The following is a 22,997-nucleotide window of genomic DNA, read 5'->3' on the forward strand; positions in this document are numbered from 1 at the left end:
GGGAGAGAATAGAATGCATGATACACAACAGCTGCCTCTGACAGGCGCACAGGCCGGTATCTGGTTTGCGCAGCAGCTTGATCCTGATAATCCGATTTACAATACAGGCGAGTACGTTGAGATAAACGGCGCGATCGATGTGAACATATTTAAAACCGCTCTCGAACGCGTGCTGACGGAAGCTGCGTCATTACACGCCCGCTTCGAAGAGGGAGCAGACGGGCCGAAGCAGATCATCAATCCTCCATTTGAGGCTGCGATCGATGTCATAGATGTGAGTTCAGAAGCTGATCCGAAGCAGGCCGCACTCAGACTCATGCAGACAGATTTGGCTGAGCCCGTCGATATGGCGGACGGGCCTTTGTTCCGCGACATTTTATTTCAGGCGGGACCGGAACGCTTTTTCTGGTATCAGCGCATTCACCACATTGCGATAGACGGCTACGGTTTTTCACTGCTGGCACGGCGTACGGCGCAAATGTACACCGCAATACGGGAAGGACGTCCGGATAACGGGCGCTCCTTCGGCTCTTTGAAGGAGCTGGTAAAAGAGGAACAAGAATACCGCGCGTCTGATCAATTCCTGAAAGATCGGGAGTTTTGGATGGAGAAATTTGCGGATGAACCTGATGTCGTCAGTTTGGCAGAAAGAGCGCCGAGAACGTCAACAAGCTTTCGGAGAAGCACGGCTTATCTTTCTGAAACGGCTTTGCAGCATGTAAAAGCGATTCCGAACTGGCATGAAGCCGTCACAGCCGCAGCGGCGGTATATGTCCACCGGATGACAAACGCAGGGGATATCGTGCTCGGTTTACCGATGATGGGGCGGATCGGCTCAATTTCACTGAATATTCCGAGTATGGTCATGAATCTTCTGCCTTTGCGGCTTTCTCTCCGACCGGATATGAATTTTCATGAGGCCGTCAGCCAAGTGGCAAAAGAAATCCGAAACATTCGGCGCCATCATAAATACCGCCATGAAGACATGCGCCGCGACCTTAAATTGCTCGGAGAAAATCGCAGGCTGTTCGGCCCGCAAGTCAATGTGATGCCGTTTGATTACGCGCTTGATTTCGCCGGAGCGCCAGGCACCGTCCATAACTTATCAGCCGGGCCCGTTGATGATTTGTCAATTAACGTTTACGACAGAGCGGACGGAAGCGGAATGCGTGTGGACTTTGATGCGAATCCGGAAGTGTACAGCGCTGAAGATATTGAAAACCATCAAAAACGATTCCTGCTTCTGCTGGAATCCGCTGTGAAAGACCAGACACAAAAAATCGGCACACTCAACATTCTGCCTGAAAGTGAACGTCTCTGCGTACTGGAAAGCTGGAATGACACGCGCAAGGCCGGGAAGCAGAAAAGTCTGCCGGAGCTGTTTTACGAACAGGCCGTAAAAACACCGGACCGGCCGGCAATCATCACCGAAAACGAAGAGCTCAGCTATGCCGAATTGAACAAGCGCGCGAACCAGCTTGCCGGCATGCTAAAGGAAAAGGGGCTCGGACCGGAACAATTTGCCGCTTTGCTGCTTCCGCGGTCACAGGAGTTGGCCGTGAGCATGCTGGCCGTTTTGAAAACGGGAGCCGCATACCTGCCGCTTGATCCTGATTTTCCTTCTGAGCGGATCACATACATGCTCAAAGATGCACAGCCTGCATGCCTGATTACAACGATGGACTTATCCGGCCGCATGCCGGAAGACAGTGATGCAAAAAGGATCATTCTCGATGACACGGATACGGTAAAAACCGTTGCCGCTCAAAATGCTGACTGTCCCGCTCAGGCGGAATGTTCGCCTTTGCACCCCGCTTATATCATATATACATCGGGTTCAACGGGCAAACCGAAAGGCGTAGTCGTGACATTAAAAAGCGTAAGCAATTTCCTCTTATCCATGCGGGAAATGTTCCCGCTCGGCGCACAAGACCGCCTGCTTGCCGTTACGACTGCGGCGTTTGATATTTCCGGACTTGAGCTCTTCCTTCCGCTCATCAGCGGGGCGGGGTGCGTCATCGCACGTAAAGAGACGATTCAGGAACCGCGGGCGCTTGCGCACATGATTCACTCATACGGTATTTCAATCATGCAGGCAACGCCGACATTGTGGCATTCATTAGTCACCAATGAACCGGATTCCCTCCGGGCGCTGCAGGTGCTTGTCGGAGGTGAGGCGCTTCCGAACGCGCTTTTGCATGCTCTGCTTGAATCAGGCTGTACGGTGACAAATCTGTACGGGCCGACTGAAACAACAATCTGGTCGGCCGCACAGCCGCTTGCAAAAGGCCATACAGGGGCGCCTCCGATCGGAAAGCCGATTTGGAACACGCGGGTATACGTGCTGGACGCCGCATTGCAGCCAGTCCCGCCGGGAATTGCGGGCGAGCTTTATATAGCGGGCGAGGGGCTTGCCAGAGGTTATTATAACCGTCCTGATTTAACAGCTGAAAGATTCATTGCCGATCCATACGGACCCGCGGGCGCGAGGATGTACCGGACGGGAGATCTCGTGCGCTGGCGTGAGGACGGCTCGCTTGATTATATCAGCAGAGCCGATCACCAAATTAAAATCCGCGGGTTCCGGATAGAATTAGGAGAAATTGAGTCAGTGCTGTCGAAATACCCGGGTATTTCGCAGGCCGCCGTCATTGTCCGTGAAGACCAGCCGGGAGATAAGCGGCTGGCGGCTTATGCTGTCGCGGATCAGCCCCTTGATATCGGCGGACTCCGTGAATATATGGGCGAAAGCCTGCCGGATTATATGGTGCCGGGCGCGTTTGTACAGCTGAAAGAATTGCCGCTGACGCCGAATAAGAAGCTCGATCGCAGCGCTCTGCCTGCACCTGATTTTTCCGCTGTCCTGTCTGACAGAGGGCCGCGGACGCCGCAGGAAGAAATATTATGCGATCTGTTTGCCGAAGTTCTCGGTCTCGCGCGGGTCGGAATTGATGACGGGTTCTTTGAATTGGGCGGACATTCGCTCTTAGCCGGACGCCTGATGAGCCGGGTCCGGGAGACGATGGGCGCAGAGCTTGGCATCGGCCGTCTGTTTGATACGCCGACCGTTGCCGGGCTCGCCGCACAGCTTGACACCGCAAAGAGTGCGCGGCCTAAGCTCAAGCCGTTTGACCGGCCGGAACATATCCCGCTGTCATTTGCGCAGCTGCGTCTTTGGTTTCTCTACTGTCTTGAAGGGCCGAGCCCGACTTACAACATTCCGGTGATTGTCCGCATGTCAGGCAAGCTTGACCAATCAGCGCTGAAACACGCCTTTTACGATGTTGTCAGCCGTCATGAAAGCCTGCGCACCGTTTTTCCGGAAAATAAGGGATCATCTCATCAGCTCATTTTACCTGCTGAAGAAGCCCGCCCTGTGTTTACAGTGACACGAGCAGACAAAAACGAGCTCCAAGACATGCTTGCCGCTGCGGCACGATACCGGTTTGATCTTGCTAAAGAGCCGGCCGTCCGTGCTGAGCTGTTTGATCTTGGTGACGGCGAATATACGCTGATGGTTCTCCTGCATCACATCGCAGGCGACGGCTGGTCCTTGAATCCGCTCATGCGTGACTTATCCATAGCCTATATCGCCCGGCAAACAGGTGAAAAAGCAGAATGGGCGCCGCTGGCGGTTCAATATGCTGATTATGCGCTTTGGCAGCAGCAGCTTTTAGGCAGCGCGTCTGATTCTGAGAGCTTAATTGCGCGCCAGCTGGATTTCTGGAAGAAAACGCTTGAAAATGTACCCGATCAGCTGGAGCTGCCGTCTGATTTTCCGCGTCCCGCTGAATCAAGCTACAGGGGCGGCGTCATTCCGGTCAACATCGGCCAAGAGCTTCATGCCCGTCTTCTCTCACTAGCCAGAAATCAGCGCGTAAGCCTGTTTATGGTGCTTCAATCAGGGCTTTCCGCACTGCTGACCCGGCTCGGGGCGGGAACCGATATTCCGATCGGCAGTCCGATAGCCGGCCGCAGTGATGACGCATTAGGAGACCTTGTGGGTATGTTCATTAATACACTCGTACTGAGAACCGATACCTCTGGCGATCCGAGCTTTTGTGAGCTTCTTGAAAGGGTCAGGGAAATGAATCTCGCAGCATATGAACATCAGGACGTGCCGTTTGAACGTCTCGTGGAAGAATTGAATCCGGTTCGCTCCCGGTCAAGACATCCGCTGTTCCAAGTGATGCTCGCATTCCAAAATACGCCTGACCCTGTACTCAGTCTTCCTGATATGGAAACAAGCCTGCAAATCAGCAGTGTCGGATCGTCCAAATTTGATTTGACGCTGGAATTGGCTGAACAGCGCCATGACGACGGCACGCCTGCCGGTATTGATGGCCTGCTGGAGTTCAGTACGGACTTATTCAGAAAAGAAACGGCTGAAGCACTTGCCGGACGCCTGCTTCTTTTGCTCGAAGATGCCGCATCACATCCGGATAAACCGATCGGAAGCTTAACCATTCTTTCTGATGAAGAGCGCCGGAAGCTTTTGCCGGTTAAACAGGCAAAACAGCATATTCAGCCTCGGCAGACACTGCCTGAACTGTTTGAAATACAGGCCGCCGCAAAATCGGATGAAACGGCGGCAGTATTTGAAGAGAGCGGACTCACTTATCAAGAGCTGAATGAAAGAGCCAATCAGCTCGCCCACATGATGATTGCCCGCGGCGTCGGCCCGGAGCAGTTTGTCGCACTGGCGCTGCCGCGTTCTTTAGATATGATTGTCGGGCTGTTAGCCGTCCTGAAGACGGGGGCAGCGTATTTGCCGCTTGATCCTGATTATCCCGCGGACCGCATCGCTTTTATGTTACATGATGCCAAGCCTGTATTTATGCTCACCAATCGTGAAGGCGCAAGTAAGCTCTCTGGCGAAAACGGCATGCCGGCCTTCATCCTGGATGATCCGCAGAATAAGGAAACACTTCGGCAATATGCCGTCACGAACCCTGAGAATGCCGACCGGATTCGTCCGCTGTCACCGCTTCACCCGGCCTATGTCATTTACACGTCGGGATCAACCGGTGTGCCGAAAGGTGTCATCATTCCGCACAGCAATGTTATCCGGCTGTTTGAGTCGACGCGGCATTGGTATCACTTTAATTCTGATGATGTGTGGACGATGTTTCACTCCTACGCTTTCGATTTCTCTGTCTGGGAAATATGGGGGCCGCTGCTTCACGGCGGACGTCTCGTCGTCGTGCCGCATGACATCAGCAGATCGCCGGAAGCGTTTCTGCATCTCCTCGTGAAAGAGCGAGTGACCGTACTTAACCAAACGCCGTCAGCGTTTTACCAGCTGATGCATGCGGAAAAAGAACACAAAGAGCTGGGGCGTCAGCTCGCACTCAGATATATCATCTTCGGCGGCGAGGCGCTTGAGCTGAGCCGGCTTGAGGATTGGTACAGCCGCCACGCGGACAATCAGCCGGTGCTTGTGAACATGTACGGCATTACGGAAACGACGGTGCACGTCAGTTACCTTGAATTAGACAAAAACATTGCCGAACTGAGAGCAAACAGCCTCATCGGCTGCGGCATTCCTGATCTGAACGTATATGTGCTTGATGACCGGCTGGAGCCTGTGCCTCCGGGCATCACGGGCGAAATGTATGTTGCCGGAGGGGGCGTAGCACGAGGCTACTTAGGGCGGCAAAGTCTGACCGCCGAACGCTTTGTGGCTGATCCGTACGGCCCGCCGGGAACGAGAATGTACCGGACGGGGGATTTAGCCCGTCTGCGGACGGACGGTTCTCTTGATTATATGGGCAGGGCGGACCACCAGATTAAAATCCGCGGCTTCCGGATTGAATTGGGAGAAATCGAAGCGGTTCTCGTCAAACATCCGGATGTCGAGGATGCCGCCGCAGTCGTCCGTGAAGACCGGCCGGGAGATAAACGGCTGGCCGCCTACCTTGTCCGATCTGCCGGCAGCACCTTGGACACTGGGGACGTGCGCCGGTTTGCCGAAGAAAGCCTGCCGGATTACATGATTCCGTCAGCTTTTGTCCAAATGAATGAACTGCCGCTGACACCGAATGGAAAGCTTGACCGAAAAGCGCTCCCTGCGCCTGACTTCCAAACGGAGGTCACCGGCCGGGGACCGAGAACGCCGCAGGAAGAAATGCTGTGTGAGCTGTTCGCAGAGGTGCTTCATCTGCCGCGTGTCGGTATTGATGACAGATTTTTTGATTTAGGCGGCCATTCTTTGCTTGCGGTTCATTTAATGAGCCGTATTCGGGAAGCGATGGGAGCCGAGCTCAGTATCGGAACATTATTTGAAGCTCCTACGGTGGCAAGCCTTGCTGAAAGACTTGAGTCAGGAACGGGCACAAGCGCGCTTGATGTTCTTCTTCCGCTCAGAACGGCAGGAGAAGAAACACCGTTGTTCTGTGTCCATCCGGCCGGCGGTCTCAGCTGGTGTTATGCCGGGCTGATGTCTTCTTTAGAGGCTGATTATCCGATATACGGCTTACAGGCGAGAGGCATCGGAAAAAAAGAACCGCTTCCGCAAAGCTTAGATGACATGGCGGCGGATTATATTGAAAAAATCCGCACCGTGCAGCCGAAAGGGCCGTACCGTCTGCTCGGCTGGTCTCTCGGAGGGAATGTCATTCAGGCCATGGCGACACAATTACAGAGCCGGGGCGAAGAGGTTTCGCTTTTGGTGATGCTTGACGCGTATCCGAATCATTTTCTGCCGATAAAAAATGCGCCTGATGACGAGGAAGCCGTCATTGCGCTGCTTGCCCTGGGAGGGTACGACCCGGACAGCCTCGGGGATCAGCCGCTTGATTTTGACACCGCGCTGACCATTCTCCGCCGTGAGGGGAGCGCATTAGCCAGCCTGGACGAGTCAGTGATGATGAATCTGAAAGACACGTACGTTAATTCTGTCGGGCTGTTAGGAACATACAAGCCGAAGCCGTTCCACGGAGATGTGCTGTTCTTCAGATCCACGATTATTCCGGAGTGGTTTGACCCGATTGAGCCGGATACTTGGAAACCGTATATTACGGGGAAAATCGAGCGGTATGACCTAGACTGCCGCCATAAAGATATGTGCCAGCCGGGCCCGCTTGCCGACATCGGCGCGATTCTGGCAGAGAAATTAAACGGACGGCGTACAGTCCGGTAAAGAAAGGAAAGAGATGATATGACAAATCCATTTGAACGGGAAGACGGTTCATACCATGTGCTCGTCAATGCTGAAGGCCAGTACTCACTGTGGCCGGCCTATCTGGATGTGCCGGACGGCTGGGAAACCCGCCTGACGAATGAAACCCGCCCCGTTTGTCTCGAATATATTGAAACAAACTGGCGTGATATGAGGCCGGAAAGCCTGAAGCGGGCCGAAGCCGCTAAAATGTAATAAGAAAAGCCTGCCGTTATCTCGGCAGGCTTTTTATGCGGACATCAGCCGTTAAGCTGTGTATGATCACAAAATGTATAAGGGTGGCCTTCTTCATCCGTGCACCATGACTGAGACAGAAAAGCCAAAAAGACCGCGGCCCACTGGTCTGCAAACTGGATTAAAATACCGCCGTCGTGCCACGTTCCGTTATCCTTCTTCCAGCGTGTATCAATTGGGTTTCCCTGATTCATATGAATATTATGCATGCCGTTTGTCGGCTTGAAACCGAAAATCTTATCAGCGCCCGGCTCCGGCCCGAATTTAGAGCCGTAAATATAGACGGTGGCTTTTTCTGATTTGGCTTTTTGCATGTACGTCTCAATAAAGTCATTTAAGTCATTATCCGGACCGGTGACTTCATGCGGGAGGGGCACCATGTTCTGGGGATCAAACAATCCGCCGCGGACATAATCCAGCGCCAGCTCACGGCTGGTTTCATCAATTGGGGTATATCCATACGGAATGTTCGGCAGCAGGGTGATCGCGCTTGCGTCAAAATGATCGCGTGCCGCATACAGAACCTCTGATTCTTTTGAACTTGACATGACATTGATCGCGCAGCGATAGCGCGTATCAGGCTCGCCTAGCACCTCGACTTGAAAATGCGGAGAATCATCATCTGTTTCCCTTCTCATATCTAACACAGTGCCTTTTAATACACCATAGTGCTGAACAGCCATATGAATCCTCCTTTTTCTTCCGGGATATGAATTGATATTCGAGACAGGGGGCCGTTTTTCCTTTTATGAGAAAGGAAAAAGACAGCCCGCTGATCAGGCTGTCCTCTTCATATCTATTAAGCTTTTGCAGCCGAACCTTGCATTGCTTTTTCAGCAGGCACGTAGTCATAGCCTAAGTCTCTGGCTACCGCTTCATACGTGACATGTCCGTTAGCCGTATTTAAGCCCGCTTTAAGCGCAGGGCTGTCTGCAATGGCTTGTGCCGCGCCTTTATTGGCGATTTGAAGCGCGTAAGGAACGGTTACATTCGTTAATGCGAGCGTAGACGTACGCGGTACGGCGCCCGGCATATTGGCGACAGCGTAGTGAACGACGCCGTGTTTTTCGTAAGTCGGATTATCGTGGGTTGTAATATGATCGACGGTTTCCACAATGCCGCCCTGATCGATGGCAACATCAACAATGACGGAACCCGGTTTCATTTGTTTAACCATTTCTTCCGTAACGAGAGTCGGCGCTTTGGCTCCCGGGATGAGCACGGCGCAGATCAGAAGATCCGCTTCCGCGATGGAATCTGCAATATTTACAGGGTTTGACATCAATGTTTTAATCTGATGCCCGAAAATATCATCAAGCTGACGCAGGCGGTCTGCGTTCAAATCGATCATTGTCACATCGGCACCGAGTCCGACAGCCATTTTCGCGGCATTTGTTCCGACACCGCCCCCTCCGATGATCGTGACTTTTCCGCGGGATACACCCGGTACGCCGGCTAATAAAATTCCTTTTCCGCCCTTTGGTTTTTCAAGAAACTGTGCTCCGATCTGCGCGGCCATTCTGCCGGCCACTTCGGACATCGGCGTAAGCAGCGGAAGGGAACGTCCGTCCGTTACCGTTTCGTACGCGATAGCTGTCACGCCTTTTTCTGTAAGCGCTTTAGCTAATTCCGGCTCTGCGGCTAAATGAAGGTAAGTGAACAAGACCAGACCTTGACGGAAATACGCATACTCTTCAGCCAGCGGTTCTTTTACCTTCATGACCATTTCCGCATCCCATACTTGCTTTCTGTCCTCCAGAATTTCCGCCCCTGCTGATACATAATCTTCATTTGTAAAGCCGCTTCCGAGTCCGGCTCCGGATTCCACAAGAACCCGATGGCCGTTTCCGATAAGCTGTGAAACGCCTCCAGGTGTTAATGCCACTCGATTTTCATTGTTTTTGATTTCTTTTGGAACCCCGATAATCATGTCTGTTTCCCCCAATGTTTGTGTGATGCTTCAAGTGTAGCGCGATTTTTGCGAAAATTCTTTGTTTGAAACAGAAAATAAAAAAACACGGATTTGTGAAATTTCACGAACCCATGCTGCGAAGTTTGATATCCAGGTAAATCGTAAACTTCTCATTCACATTTTTTAAGTCGATTTCTGCGATCTGGCTGATTCTTTTCAGCCTGTAATTCAATGTATTGACATGGATGTTAAGCGCTTTAGCGGCGGTGTTGACGTTGCTGTCGGCATCAATAAAATGTTCGAGCGTTTTTACCATATCGGCTTGGTGCTCCCTGTCATACTGCTCAAGCTTTGACAGGGAATAGTTCATATAGCCGCTGTGCTTGCGTTTTTCATCCAACACATCAAGGTACTGATAAATGCCGAGTTCAGAAAAGCTGAAAAGGTGTTTGGTTTCTCTCACAAACCGTTCTTTCGCTTTTAATACGGAGAGCGCTTCCTGATAGGAGCGGTAAACGTAAGAAATCGATTCGTAAATACCGCCGATCGCAATCGACGCATCCTCAATTTTATATCGTTCCTTCAGCTGTTTTTGAATATGAAGAGCGAAGTGCTTTAAATCTTTAAAAGGCTGATCGGTTTTCGGCGCGGCTAATAAGATTAATTCATTTGAATCAACAGTCGCCAGCATGACATGAATCTGCTGTGTCGTTTCCTGCAAATATTGCAGCTGCTGTTCCGTCTTTTCAGTCAGCTCATCATGTAAACGGATGATCATGACGCTGAACACGGACGGCAGCGCCATTCCGAGCTTATGAAACCCTTCGGCCATCTCGGCTTCCTGATAGATATGGCCGGTCAGCATTTTCCAAAAAAACTCCTGGCCCCGCTCTTCGATTTTCGTTTTGCGGATCTGCAGGTGCAAAAGCTTGTTCCGCACCGCTTTGGCGGCCAGCTGAAGTGTCTTCAGATCTTCGTCATTGAGCTTTTTTTTGATCTCAAGCGCCCAAATAAATCCGAGAACCTGACTGTTTTTCCAGATGGAAATCGCCACGCGGTTGCTTAGGCCCACCTCGTCAATTTCTTTCACTTTGATCGGCTGGTCCGTTTTTAAAAGGGCCGGAATGGTTCCGTCTTTCCACAGTTTGTTGATGACTTTTTCCGGCACCCTTCGCCCGATAATCGTCGACGTCCGGGCCGGATCTGTACAATCGCTGTGCGTGCTGTATGCAAGCAGTTTATGATTAACGTCTTCTATTGTAATGGGGCATTGAAGAACTTCACTGATATGGTCGGCAACATCTTCAAGTCTGTCGAAACTGTACTTAAATGGATCCTTTGGATTGGTCATCTGTATCCCTACTTTTTCATAGCTTCATATCTTGATCTTACCATCTTGCTTTTCAGACTGAAAGGCATCTTTGCAGGGAAATAGACTAGGACAATAAGATCATTCAGTGAAAACGAAAATAATAAGAAAATCATACTATCGTATTTACAAAATGTGTAAATATGACGAAAAATCCAATATATCATAAGACTCATTTTGTAAAATTAAAACAGATTTGTTTGACTGTGCCGATTGGTTGTTTTTATAATAATGACGTTCAAAAAATAAGTGAATTAGCCCATATTTAGGCTGATGACACAGGAGGGTATAAGGAATATGTCTGGATTAATTCGTGTCACACCCGAAGAGCTAAGAGCGATGGCTAAGCAATATGGCGTTGAAAGTCAGGAAGTCATGAATCAGGTTGACCGCCTGAACCGCATGATTTCTGATTTGAAAGGCATGTGGGAAGGTGCTTCAAGTGAAGCATTCGCGGATCAATATGAGCAGCTGAAACCTTCATTTATTAAAATGTCTGAATTGCTTCAAGATGTGAATCATCAGCTCGATCAAACGGCAAATACGCTTGAGTCTACCGACCAAGATATCGCTAACCAAATTCGCGGATAATAAGATGAATGAAGAAACGGAGCGCCTGATTCAATCAAGAAGACGGCGCTCTTTCTATGTAAGGGTGATATGAATATGTATATCGATATTACAATAGATTTAACACATTATAACGGCAGCGTCTTCGATCTCAGATTGTCAGATTACCATTCTGTGAAAAAAGTCATTGATATTGCCCGGCAGGCTCAGCATGTATCCGTTCCGCCGCGTGAAGGCTATTGGATCAGAGTGGTCAATAAAGAAACGGTTTTTTCCGGAGAACAAAAGCTATCTGACTGCGGCATTACGAACGGAGACCGCCTTGAAATTTTATGAAAGGACATGGTGGAATGACAGGTCATAACAGATCTTATTTAGAAACAGAATTAGACGCCGTCCGGGAAGAAACCGAATCAGGCTTCACGTTCACCTTCCAGCGGGAAAAAATCAAGCTTCTTGACGGGCTGGAAGCGAATGTGATTAAAGATGCCGATCCTTTTTTTCAAAAAGAGGTCTCAGTTTCAGAAGACGAAGTAACCATCACAATCAAACCTCCTTCTTCTTATCAGGCTTTCCGCTATATAAAAGGAAAAGATAAAAAAAGCAGGTGGCAATTTGCCTACCGTCTCGTCCAAGCCGTGAAACAGCATAAGCTGAAACGTCTCAATCTGATTGCCGCCCCTGAAAATATCGTGTTTGATAAAGCGCTGACGCCTTACTTTCTTCATTACGGCGTAAAGGAGAGCCTTCCGCCTTATGAGGAAGATAGAGAGAGGGTGTTAAAAGAGCTCAAAGCCTGTGCGGCGCTTGCAGCTGACGGGGCGTACACCTTCGATGAATATTTGAAGTACAAGGAGACGCTTCATTTCTCTCCTGAGGTGAAAAGCGTGTTAGAGGCGGAGACGATTGAAGAACTGGAAGAAGCCATTCAAACCGCAATCGATTCCCTCGAAGAAAGGGACAAGACATACATAAAACTGCCGAAAAAGAAATGGAAAATCCAAAGATACGCCGGTCTGGCGCTTGCCGTCCTCCTTGTGCCGGCACTTCTTTACTCCTTATACGTTCTGTTTTTCGTCCAGCCGAAGCAAGAGGCAATTACGGAAAGCAACCGCTATTTTTTAAATCAGCAGTACAGCAAAGTCATTGACACACTCGCTAAATACGATGCGGAAAGCCTCCCGGAATCTGTGCAGTACGAGCTTGCTTCCTCTTATGTGGCAGTTGAAAATCTGAGGGAAGAACAGCGGAAATACATCGGGAATCTGGTCACGCTGCAATCAGACCCGAAGCACTTCCTTTATTGGATTGATATCGGCAGAGGGGAAAATGAAGAAGCCATCAAAATCGGCCGCAATCTTGAGTACAACCCGTACATCTGGCTCGGACTTACAAAATATAAACAGCAATTATTAGCGGATGACAGTATGAAAGACGACGAAAAGCAGAAAGAACTGGACGCCGTGGAAAGCGAGCTTGCGAAGGCGAAAAAAGAGGCGGAGGAACAGCATAAAGAAGCGGAGGAAAACAGTGACACCGCCGAAGCTTCCGCCGGACAAGATGAAAGCAAACAAGACAAAGCGAAAGATAACAAAGAGAACGACAAGAAAGATGAGAAAAAAGATGAAAAAAAATAACAGCACACATCAAATGGCCGCATGTAACGATCAGGCTGTCGTCAGGAGGTTCGCCATATGAGTCTGTTATGGGTCTTTTACCGAGAGCACGTACAAAAGGTTCAGCTGTCTGAACTCCCGCCCTCTCAGCCGATTACGATCGGTCCGGATATGAAAGATACAATCACGGTCGGCACACTTCCGTTACGGCAAAACGCCGCAACCCTTTATCGGAAAGAAACAGATCGTTATGATGTTTTCCTGGGAAATAACTGTGCCGGCGAATTGACAATAGGAAATGAAATGCCCTGCCGGATTGAAGAAGAGACGATGCGGCTTCTGCTCACCCCTGACCAGGAAGAATCCTCCGTGTATTTTATCGGAGGGAAGGATGAGATCGTTTTCTCATCAGAAACAGAGGAAGCGGATATATACAAAGAGCCGTCCTCCGCTCAAACAGGGGCTTTTTATCTGAGAAAGTCGGGAGGATGCTGGTCTGTCGTCCCTGATGGTCAGGAAGTTTATGTGAACGGAAAGCTTGCAGAAGCTCCCGAAAGGCTCCGGACGGGAGATGAGCTGCTGTGGAATTTTCTGCGTGTGAGGCTGACGGAGGACGACCTTTTAGAAATCGTTCATCACGAAAAGCTTCAAGCCGGTTTAACCAAAACGGTAAAACCCAGCACCGAAATGAAAAAGAAATACCCGCAATATCGAAGAACGCCGCGCATGGTCTACGATCTTCCCGAAGACCGCGTTTCATTCAGCTTTCCCTCGCAGGAAAGCGAACAGAATAACCGGGGGCTGTGGCTCGTCATTCTGCCTCCTGTGGTCATGCTGATTGTAATGGGGGTTGTCGCCATTATACAGCCGAGGGGCATATTCATCCTTGTCTCTTTGGCGATGTTTATGATGACTCTCATTACGTCCACCGTGCAGTATTTCCGTGAAAAAAACCAGCGGAAAAAACGGGAGGAAAAACGGGAGCGTGTGTACAAGCAGTATTTAGAAAGCAAACGGAAAGAGCTTCAGACGCTGTCGGAAAAACAGCTGCACGTGCTGACGCATCATTTTCCCCCGTTTGAAAAAATGAAATATTTAACTTCTGAAATCAGCGGCCGCATTTGGGAGAAATCGCTGGAAAGCAGGGATTTTCTGATGCTTCGGCTCGGAACGGGCACGGTCCCGTCAAGCTACGAGATTTCAATGAGCGGAGGAGACCTGGCGAACCGTGATGTGGATGACTTGATGGAGCAGTCGCAGCACATGCAGCGTGTGTATAAAGATATCCGCCATGCGCCCGTGACCGTTGATTTACAAGAAGGGCCGATGGGGCTTGTCGGGAAACCTCAGATCGTCAAAAATGAAATTCACCAGCTGATCGGCCAGCTCGCATTCTTCAACAGCTACCATGACCTGCGATTTGTCTTTATCTTTCATGAGGACGAATATAAGGAATGGGAATGGATGAAGTGGCTGCCGCAATTTCAGCTGCCTCATATGTATGCGAAAGGATTTATTTACAATGAACAGACCCGCGATCAATTGTTATCGTCCATTTACGAGCTGCTGCGGGAGCGGGATTTGGAAGAGGATAAAGAAAAAAAGATCTTTCAGCCGCATTTTGTCTTTGTCATCACAAATCAGCAGCTGATCGCAGAGCACGTCATTTTAGAATACATTGAAGGCCGGCATGAGCATCTCGGCATCTCGGCAATCATCGCCGCGGAAACGAAGGAAAGCCTGGCAGAAAACATTCACACCCTCGTCCGCTACATTAATGAAGATGAGGGAGACATTCTCATTCAGCAGAAAAAAGCGGTGCAGATCCCGTTTAAGCTGGACAGGCATGAACGGACAAACAACGAGCGGTTTTCCCGGACGCTTCGGACATTGCACCATCAGGTCGGAATGACGAATTCCATTCCTGAAACGGTCTCATTTCTCGAGCTGTTTCATGCGAAGGAAGTAAAAGAAATCGGCATCAGGCAGAAGTGGGAGACAAGTGAGTCTGCAAAATCGCTGGCTGTTCCGATCGGCTATAAAGGAAAAGACGACATCGTCTATTTAAACCTGCATGAAAAAGCGCACGGGCCGCACGGATTGCTGGCGGGAACGACCGGCTCCGGGAAAAGTGAATTTCTGCAAACGTATATCCTGTCATTGGCCGTTCACTTTCACCCGCATGAAGCGGCGTTTTTGCTGATTGACTATAAGGGCGGAGGAATGGCGCAGCCGTTCCGCAAGATGCCGCACCTTCTCGGGACGATCACGAATATTGAAGGAAGCAGAAACTTCAGTATCAGGGCGCTTGCATCCATTAAGAGCGAGCTGAAAAAACGGCAGCGGCTGTTTGATCAATATCGCGTCAATCACATCAATGATTATACAAAGCTGTATAAACAGGGAGAAACGGATATTCCGATGCCGCACCTGTTTTTGATTTCAGATGAATTTGCCGAGCTGAAAAGCGAAGAGCCTGACTTTATCAGGGAGCTTGTCAGTGCGGCCCGCATCGGACGGAGCCTTGGTGTGCATTTAATTCTCGCCACGCAAAAGCCGGGCGGCATCATTGACGACCAAATATGGAGCAACTCACGCTTTAAGGTCGCGCTGAAAGTGCAGGATGCAAGTGACAGTAAAGAAATCCTGAAAAACAGTGATGCGGCGAATATTACGGTCACCGGACGCGGCTACTTGCAAGTCGGAAATAACGAAGTGTATGAGCAGTTCCAGTCTGCCTGGAGCGGCGCCCCTTACATGGAAGATGTATACGGCACCGAGGATGACATTGCTATCGTTACCGATACCGGCTTAATTCCGCTGTCTGAGGTGGATGCGGATGATGCGGCGAAAAAAGACGCCCCGGCAGAAATAGAAGCCGTAGTCGAAGAAATCGAGCGGATTCAAAATGAAATGGGCATTGAAAAGCTGCCGAGCCCGTGGCTTCCCCCGCTTGCCGAACGTATCCCGCGCACGCTTTACCCCGCGCAGGAAAAAGACCGCTTCTTCATCGCCTGCGTTGATGAGCCTGATCAGCAAAGACAGGCGCCTCTCGCTTACACGATGATGGATGACGGCAACATCGGCATTTTCGGCTCATCCGGCTACGGCAAGTCAGTGGCTGCCATCACCTTCCTGATGAACTTCGCGGAAGGATACACGCCGGAAGAGCTTCATATGTACATCTTTGACTTCGGAAACGGCACGCTTCTGCCATTGGCAAAGCTTCCGCACACCGCAGACTATTTCTTAATGGATCAAATGAGAAAGATCGAAAAATTCATGATCCGCATCAAGGAAGAAATCGAGCGGCGGAAACGGCTGTTCAGAGAAAAAGAAGTCAGCCATATCAAAATGTACAATTCGCTCAGTGAAGAAGAGCTGCCGTTTATATTTATCACAATTGACAATTTCGACATCGTCAAAGATGAAATGCATGAATTAGAAACGGAATTTATCCAGATTTCACGCGACGGGCAAAGCTTAGGTATTTACTTCCTGCTGACCGCAACGAGGGTAAACGCCGTCCGCCAGTCACTGTTAAACAACATAAAAACGAAAGTCGTCCATTATTTAATGGATCAGTCAGAAGGATACTCCATTTACGGGCGTCCGCCGTTCAGTCTCGAACCGATCCCGGGCCGCGTCATGATCCAAAAAGAAGAACTGTATTTCGCACAAATGTTTCTTCCGGCTGAAGCGGAAAATGACCTCGAGATGTTCCAGGCGCTGAAAGCTGATGTCAAAGCTTTAGCTGAGCGCCACTCCGGAACAGCCGGTCCAGACCCGATTCCGATGCTTCCGGATATGCTGACGGCCGGCGAATTTTCACTCCGTCTCGGCCCGGAACAAGAACCGTTCCGCATTCCTGTCGGGCTTCATGAGGAAAAGGTCAGCCCTGTGTACTTTGATCTGGGTAAAAATAAACATTGTCTTATTTTGGGCCAGACACAGCGTGGAAAAACAAATATCCTGAAAGTGATGCTGAATCACCTGCTGCGTGAAGGTACGGAACGGGTCGGGCTGTTTGACTCGATTGACCGCGGACTGTCGCAGTATGCGCAGGAAACAAAGGTCAGCTATCTGGACACAAAAGAAGACGTCCGGCAGTGGATCGAAACGGCAGAAGCCATTTTCACGGAGCGCGAAGCTCAGTATACGCAGGCCGTCAAAAATGGCGATGTGCACAAACTCAGTTTCTCTCCGGTCGTGTTAATGGCCGACGGCATTACAAGATTCCAGCAGACGATCGACACCGCCATACAGGACAAGCTGGCGATGTTTATGAAATCTTACGCGCATGTGGGCTTCAGTTTTATCCCGGCGGGCAATCACAGCGAATTCTCAAAAGGCTATGATTCCTTAACGACGGAAATGAAACAGATCCGCCACGCGATGCTGCTTGTGAAAAAATCCGAACAAAATGTCATTCCGCTGCCTTACCAAAGGCAGGAACCGGACATTCAGCCGGGCTTCGGCTATTTGGTTGAAAACGGGAAGGAGCAAAAAATCCAAATACCTTTATGTTCAGCGGAAAGGGAGGCCGTCAGATGACCGAACAACGAAAAAGCCTGATCAAATTAATAGCCGCGGTCGTCATCATTCTGCTGCTGCCGGTGCTGTTTTTCCGGTTTATCGGCGATGACCCGGGAAAACAAAAAAACAACGCCACCCGCCAAATCGCAGTCGTGAATGAAGACATGGGCTTACAAACAGATGAAAATGAGGAAGAGGAATCCGTCCATTTCGGCAAAGAAGTAGCGGCCGCTCTCGGCGGCCGTCCGGATTATTCATGGACGGTTGTCAACAGGAGCGCGGCAGAAAACGGTCTGGCGGCTAAGAAGTATGACGCCGTCGTTTACATTCCATCCGATTTTTCAAAAGACATCTTAAGCTATGACAAGGAGCGTCCGCAAAAAGCCACGCTGACATTCAATATTCAAAGCAACCTGAACGCCGTCAACAAAGAAAAAGTGCAGCGTGAGCTTGAAGACGCCCAAAAATCAATGAATAAAAAAATGTCGGCATTATATTGGAATTTCGTCTCACAAAAAGTGAACAATGTCCGAGGCGATTTTGACAAGATCGTCAATAAAGAATCAGAGTTTCAAAACGTCATGTACAACTTTTACAAGCCGAGCTCCAATGACTTGGCAGGTGAAATCAAACGGCAAAAAGACCTGATTGACGAACTGAAAAAATCAATGAATGAAGCGCAGGGCGCGGCAAAAGAAAAACTGACTTCGGCAGATGAAGCCAAAACCACGCTCAAAGACTTTGCCGACACGGTCGAGCGCTACAAACAATATCAAGAAAATCAGAAAAAACTGCTGATGGCCGCGCAGGAACAAAATCAAAAGCAAATCACAACCGGACTGAACGCCATTAAAGCACAGCAGGCCGCCAACCAGTTCAGCACGATGATGAGCGGGCTCTCTTCAGGAATAAACCGGGCGCAGACACAGCTTGACCAGACGGGATCGGCTCTTTTTGCCGCCCAACAGGTGAGAGAAGCGCAGATTCCTGAGCAGGAACACGGGATGGCGAATATTCAATCCAATTTACTGGACAATTATTTGACTCAATATAAAGCGCAAGCAAGATTTGAAACACTGAACAGCATCCAAACCCTTATGAAAAGGGATCGGCCGGCATTAACCGTTCCGGAAAAGGACCCGGGGGATGACGGCTCGGATGAACCGAAAGAAGAAGAAAAACCGGAAGAAGAAAAACCCGGCGATCTGAAAATTGACCTTGACGATCAGCGTGAAGAATTAAAACGCATCTCCGCTGAAATCAATCACATTTCTGACGGATTAAAAGAACCGGAAAAAGAAAGTCCGGACCCTGAAAAACCGGGCCAAGGCGATGACGGTGAAAACTCCGGCGATAGCGATCCGAATAACGGAACGAATCCCGGAGAAGACGGAAAAACGGAAGACGGCACAAAAGAAGAGCAGCCTGCTTCCGATAACACAGGCGATCAGGAGCCAAATACCGTCCAGACCTCGACAGCCGCTGAAAACGTCACTCCGCCTGCTGATGAGCCGGCGGACGATCCGAACGATTCTGAAGGGGACGGCGGCACGGACATAACTGAGGCGAAAGAAAGGCTGAACCAAGCCGCTGAGCGCATTCAGCAAATTGAAAAAGAGCTGGAAGAGAAACAGCAGACTCATAATGAAGAACTGAAAAAACGTCTCGATGCTCTTGATGAAGAAATCCAAGGCCTTAAAGACCAGATTGATGACGTCACAAAACGCGCAGAAAAATTAAAGAAAAAGCTGGAAGAATCAGAAGAAACGAGAAAACAAGACTTCAATACCGTTTACAGAATGATTGTAAGAACAGAACAGAACATTCTGAACTACCCGTCATTGGACAGCGGCCGCAAATCTGCTCTTGAACAGATATTTGCCGCTGACATTAATACAAAAAAGATATCCGATTTAATGAGTTACTATAATGATTTATCCCTGTATGAGGCGACACTCTATCACTCTCTTGACGCGGGCTCGCTGCCTGATGTGAAAAACCGGGTGCTGAAAGCCCAGCAAGGTGAAGTCCAAACCGTTCTCGCCATCAAACCGGAAGAAACGGCAAGCTGGGAAAATCTGAAAAACAACAAAATGCAGACTGATGAAGACATCAGCAATTTCATTAAAGGCATGACCGAATTCTCGGATAACTACAGCTCGTATATCAGAGATGAGCAAGCCGGGGTGCTCAATGAGCTCGCCAGCATTTCAGACAGCGCGGCGAAAGCATCCGATCAGCTGGCTGAAGGCGCTGTGCAGGAAGCAGCCGCGTTCAGCGGAGACGGATTAACCGGAACGATGGCGCTCGGCGCTCAGGATACCGTCGGCCGCGAAGTCCTGCAAATGTCTGACACGATGGGCCATCTGTCAGAACGCCAGTCCGGCATCATCAGCTATACCGACAATATGCAGCAAAGCGTAAATGACGTCCAGCAGAAAGCGGACACCCTGAACAGCAACTGGGGCAAAAACGTCAATTCCACGAAATTGATCAGAAATGACGTGTACGGCATTTTAGGGAACGCGCTCGTTGACGGACAGGAAAACGGCTACGTTTACGATTATCTCGCCAACCCGCTTAAAATCAGCGGAGAGGTGCCGGAAGACCGGGTTCAGAATGTTCCGCCGGTCGTCATTTTGGTGATCGTCCTGATCAGCAGTCTTCTGATCGGCTATTTCAGCTCGTATTATCAGCAGGCGCCGCTTCTTGTCAAAGGCGCGCTCTTTGGGATTTTAAACATTATGGTCGGATTGATGATCAGTCTGTTCGGTCTGAATATCTATTCGCTTCCGGATGATCAGACGATTAAATGGTCAGTCTTTACGATTCTCTTGCTTGCGGCGAGTTCAGCTTTTATCCGGGCAGCCTTTGTCTTCGGCTCAATTACCGGATGGATCGCATCATCCGCGCTCATTCTCTTTTATGTGGCGCCGTTGATCGACCTAATTATGCCGAACTTCACCTTTGACAGTCCGGTTTCGAAAGTCTATATCGATATCCAATACGGAACGGGCCATCTGTTTGCGATGGGCATAACGGTTCTTGCGATCATTACGCTGATTGCGGCGGCGCTTCCGCTCATCATTCGGCTGCTTGCGGAAAAAACGGAGGAAAGTGATCAGTCTTATGAGGCGTAACACAATCGTGGAAAAAGGAGTTTTGCTGTTTGCTCTCTCCTTTCTCCTTTTTCTCCCGCATGCCGCAGCCGCGAATGAGGACAATACTGATGTCAAGCCGAATGAATATGAAAAGAAGGACATTGAAATTCGTACGGATTACCTGCACGACGATGCCTACTCCGAGGAAAAAACGGCGCTTCCGAAAGAACAGAAGGATATCACGTTTGATCAGCCGGCCGAAAACCCGGATGACAAACTGATATCAAATCTGTTTACATCGTCAGACACGGAGCCGAATACGATCAAAGCGCAATCGAAACAACTGGGTATCACATTTGCCGAGCCGGCGGTGCGGCATACCTCGGCAGATATGGAAACGGAAGAGAAAAAGACTTCTTATCTGCTTCCTGTTATTTATGCCGTCTTGATCCTCCTTGGGATTGCGGCGATGATCTATCTGATCCCGAAAGTCACGGCGCAGGAAAAGGCAAGGCGGTAAACGGATCGCTTGTGTTTGCGGGAAGACAGCCCGTAAAATAAGAAAAAAAGGAGGAGTTTCATGCAGTTTTTTCTTATAACAGGCGCGTCAAAAGGCTTGGGCCGGGCGCTTACGGAACAGGCGCTTCAAGAAGGAGCCGAAGTCGCCGCGCTTTCAAGAACGATAAGCGGGGAAATGCGCGAGGGGCTGACAGAATACAGTGTTGATTTAACCGATCTGGCAGATACCGGGCGGCAGATGAAGGCGATTCTTGATCAAGCAGAGGAGAAGGGGTACTCCGCCGTCACACTGATCAACAATGCCGGAATGGTGGAACCGATCAAGCGGGCGAAAGAGGCTTCCGCCGAAGAATTGAACCGCCATTACACCCTTAATCTGACGGCGCCCGTTTTGCTCAGCCAAATGTTCACAAAGCGTTTCGAAGCGTTCAGCGGCAGCAAAACAATTGTCAACATCACATCGGGTGCGGCAAAAAATCCTTATAAAGGCTGGAGCGCGTATTGCAGCTCAAAAGCGGGGCTTGATATGTTTACGAGAACATTCGGGTTTGAACAGGAAGATGAAGAGCTGCCGGTCCGCATGATCTCATTCTCGCCGGGAGTGATGGATACAGACATGCAGGCTGTCATCCGTTCTTCGTCAAAAGAAGATTTCCATGACATCGAACGGTTCCGCAATCTGAAAGAAACGAAAAACCTCAGAAGTCCTGAATACATCGCCGGCGTCATTCACTCACTGATCGCGGGCGAGCCGGAAAACGGACGGATATACGATATCAAAGAATTTTTGTAGAGCAGCTTTCACGCTGCTCTTTTTTGTTTGTACAATCACTTCGGGCTTCGGCGGCATATGATGAATGAAACAACATATAAGGGGTATAAGAAATGTATCAGATGAATTGAGTTTCTTCTCGATTTATGTTAGGATTCTAAAAATATATGAAGGAGGGGTTTCCATGAGAAATGTAACGTTAATGGATGTCTTCACCCATCCAATCGCACAAAAGTATTTACAGCGTTCCGGTGTCGCCCATGCGATCGCCTGCGCGTTTCATGCATACCGTCTTGCCGTAAAAGCAGGTGTCAGCCCGGATCTGGCGGCGAAAGCGGCGTTACTGCATGACGTCGGCCATTATGAATGGTACACAGACGGCAAATGGGATTATGAAAAGTACAGAAGAAACGATATCCATGCCATTAAAGGCGCGGAACGGGCGCATAAGCTGCTCATCCGGCTCGGTGAAGAACCGAAAGCGGCGAAGGACATTGCGCTGGCGATTCTGCTTCACACCGATTCCTATCTGCCTGAAGGCGAACTGGACAAGAATACGCTCCAGCAAATCGTGAAACAAGCGGATGAACTCGATGAAGAACCCGGCGGACATCACCATTACCGCCAAATGGATCACACGGCCGCGCTCAAACAAATCCAAAAGCTTGATCAGTTAATTGACCGAGCCCAATATCCCATAAGAAGCTCAGTCTAGGCCACTCATGCGGCCTTTTCCGCTTACATAACTCCGCATGCTCACTAACACCTTTTCCGCTCCGATAGACGTACTGTGTCAAAGCCTTTGTCCGCTGCATATGCTGAAGGAAAACATAGTAAAGGGGATCAGCGAAAATGGCCCATCAAGGAAGCCCGCAAATCGTCTCGTTAGTGGATCCTTACGTTTATCAGACCATCCATAAGCTTATCGGCTCAAGGTTTATCATTCAAACCGTCAGACGCATTGTCAGAGGACGGCTGATTGATGCCACTCCGGATCACATCGCCATTGAAGAGACGCATGACCGTGTATTTTATATCAGAAACCGCCATGTGGTTTCCGTCATGCCTGATTATACCGAACGCGTGTAACAGCCCGAAAAGGCGCAAACCGGAGGCGGCACTATAGAACCCCGGTGCGTCTTCTTTTTTGAGATACATAGATGCACGGCGGCTTTTTTTGGTACAATC

Annotated in this window: 14 protein-coding genes; 11 read left to right on the forward strand and 3 right to left on the reverse strand. The window is 49.7% G+C overall.

Annotation, left to right across the window (positions count from 1 at the left end):
• The first annotated feature begins 13 nt into the window (after nucleotides 1-13).
• Complete coding sequence (locus ACWJJS_RS04935; protein ID WP_454023367.1) at nucleotides 14-7,141, forward strand: amino acid adenylation domain-containing protein; 7,128 nt, start codon at nucleotides 14-16, stop codon at nucleotides 7,139-7,141.
• An 18-nt stretch (nucleotides 7,142-7,159) separates the two neighbouring features.
• A complete protein-coding gene (locus ACWJJS_RS04940) occupies nucleotides 7,160-7,375 on the forward strand; it encodes an MbtH family protein (protein WP_109567161.1) in 216 nt (71 codons plus the stop codon).
• Between the two features lie 44 nt (nucleotides 7,376-7,419).
• Here the strand turns inward: ACWJJS_RS04940 and ACWJJS_RS04945 are convergent, their stop codons facing one another.
• The 3 genes from ACWJJS_RS04945 to ACWJJS_RS04955 form a co-directional block, all read right to left on the reverse strand.
• A complete protein-coding gene (locus ACWJJS_RS04945; protein ID WP_454023368.1) occupies nucleotides 7,420-8,097 on the reverse strand; it encodes a DUF2278 family protein in 678 nt (225 codons plus the stop codon).
• Between the two features lie 116 nt (nucleotides 8,098-8,213).
• Nucleotides 8,214-9,344, reverse strand: coding sequence for an alanine dehydrogenase (ald, locus tag ACWJJS_RS04950; RefSeq protein WP_454023369.1), 1,131 nt, complete (start codon nucleotides 9,342-9,344; stop codon nucleotides 8,214-8,216).
• Between the two features lie 103 nt (nucleotides 9,345-9,447).
• Nucleotides 9,448-10,677, reverse strand: coding sequence for a PucR family transcriptional regulator (locus ACWJJS_RS04955; RefSeq protein WP_003152012.1), 1,230 nt, complete (start codon nucleotides 10,675-10,677; stop codon nucleotides 9,448-9,450).
• Nucleotides 10,678-10,992: 315 nt separating this feature from the next.
• Here ACWJJS_RS04955 and ACWJJS_RS04960 point away from each other — a divergent pair, with 315 nt between their 5' ends.
• From ACWJJS_RS04960 to ACWJJS_RS05000, 9 genes are all read left to right on the forward strand, one after another.
• Complete coding sequence (locus ACWJJS_RS04960; protein ID WP_003152013.1) at nucleotides 10,993-11,286, forward strand: WXG100 family type VII secretion target; 294 nt, start codon at nucleotides 10,993-10,995, stop codon at nucleotides 11,284-11,286.
• A 75-nt stretch (nucleotides 11,287-11,361) separates the two neighbouring features.
• A complete protein-coding gene (locus ACWJJS_RS04965; protein WP_003152015.1) occupies nucleotides 11,362-11,601 on the forward strand; it encodes an EsaB/YukD family protein in 240 nt (79 codons plus the stop codon).
• 14 nt (nucleotides 11,602-11,615) lie between these two features.
• Complete coding sequence (essB, locus tag ACWJJS_RS04970; protein WP_025650213.1) at nucleotides 11,616-12,902, forward strand: type VII secretion protein EssB; 1,287 nt, start codon at nucleotides 11,616-11,618, stop codon at nucleotides 12,900-12,902.
• Between the two features lie 57 nt (nucleotides 12,903-12,959).
• Entirely contained in the window at nucleotides 12,960-17,435 is a 4,476-nt protein-coding gene (gene essC / locus ACWJJS_RS04975; RefSeq protein ID WP_454023370.1) for a type VII secretion protein EssC, read from the forward strand.
• On the forward strand, nucleotides 17,432-20,557 hold the full coding sequence (esaA, locus tag ACWJJS_RS04980) for a type VII secretion protein EsaA (protein ID WP_454023371.1): 3,126 nt from the start codon (nucleotides 17,432-17,434) through the stop codon (nucleotides 20,555-20,557). The genes essC and esaA overlap by 4 nt, the downstream gene beginning before the upstream one ends.
• Before the next feature lie 7 nt (nucleotides 20,558-20,564).
• Nucleotides 20,565-21,038, forward strand: coding sequence for a type VII secretion protein EssA (gene essA, locus ACWJJS_RS04985; RefSeq protein ID WP_079898251.1), 474 nt, complete (start codon nucleotides 20,565-20,567; stop codon nucleotides 21,036-21,038).
• A gap of 60 nt (nucleotides 21,039-21,098) precedes the next feature.
• A complete protein-coding gene (locus ACWJJS_RS04990) occupies nucleotides 21,099-21,830 on the forward strand; it encodes a (S)-benzoin forming benzil reductase (protein WP_454023372.1) in 732 nt (243 codons plus the stop codon).
• A 163-nt stretch (nucleotides 21,831-21,993) separates the two neighbouring features.
• Entirely contained in the window at nucleotides 21,994-22,524 is a 531-nt protein-coding gene (locus tag ACWJJS_RS04995) for an HD domain-containing protein (RefSeq protein WP_003152022.1), read from the forward strand.
• A 137-nt stretch (nucleotides 22,525-22,661) separates the two neighbouring features.
• A complete protein-coding gene (locus tag ACWJJS_RS05000; RefSeq protein WP_003152023.1) occupies nucleotides 22,662-22,898 on the forward strand; it encodes a DUF2642 domain-containing protein in 237 nt (78 codons plus the stop codon).
• The last annotated feature ends 99 nt before the right edge of the window (nucleotides 22,899-22,997 follow it).

This window comes from Bacillus sp. JK106, from assembly GCF_053663355.1.

Excerpts from the sequence above, each read along its gene's own strand:
- ACWJJS_RS04935 (WP_454023367.1), top strand. The coding sequence starts at position 14 with ATGCATGATACACAACAGCTGCCTCTGACAGGCGCACAGGCCGGTATC.
- ACWJJS_RS04940 (WP_109567161.1), top strand. The coding sequence starts at position 7,160 with ATGACAAATCCATTTGAACGGGAAGACGGTTCATACCATGTGCTCGTC.
- ACWJJS_RS04945 (WP_454023368.1), bottom strand. The coding sequence starts at position 8,097 with ATGGCTGTTCAGCACTATGGTGTATTAAAAGGCACTGTGTTAGATATG.
- ald (WP_454023369.1), bottom strand. The coding sequence starts at position 9,344 with ATGATTATCGGGGTTCCAAAAGAAATCAAAAACAATGAAAATCGAGTG.
- ACWJJS_RS04955 (WP_003152012.1), bottom strand. The coding sequence starts at position 10,677 with ATGACCAATCCAAAGGATCCATTTAAGTACAGTTTCGACAGACTTGAA.
- ACWJJS_RS04960 (WP_003152013.1), top strand. The coding sequence starts at position 10,993 with ATGTCTGGATTAATTCGTGTCACACCCGAAGAGCTAAGAGCGATGGCT.
- ACWJJS_RS04965 (WP_003152015.1), top strand. The coding sequence starts at position 11,362 with ATGTATATCGATATTACAATAGATTTAACACATTATAACGGCAGCGTC.
- essB (WP_025650213.1), top strand. The coding sequence starts at position 11,616 with ATGACAGGTCATAACAGATCTTATTTAGAAACAGAATTAGACGCCGTC.
- essC (WP_454023370.1), top strand. The coding sequence starts at position 12,960 with ATGAGTCTGTTATGGGTCTTTTACCGAGAGCACGTACAAAAGGTTCAG.
- esaA (WP_454023371.1), top strand. The coding sequence starts at position 17,432 with ATGACCGAACAACGAAAAAGCCTGATCAAATTAATAGCCGCGGTCGTC.
- ACWJJS_RS04990 (WP_454023372.1), top strand. The coding sequence starts at position 21,099 with ATGCAGTTTTTTCTTATAACAGGCGCGTCAAAAGGCTTGGGCCGGGCG.
- ACWJJS_RS04995 (WP_003152022.1), top strand. The coding sequence starts at position 21,994 with ATGAGAAATGTAACGTTAATGGATGTCTTCACCCATCCAATCGCACAA.
- ACWJJS_RS05000 (WP_003152023.1), top strand. The coding sequence starts at position 22,662 with ATGGCCCATCAAGGAAGCCCGCAAATCGTCTCGTTAGTGGATCCTTAC.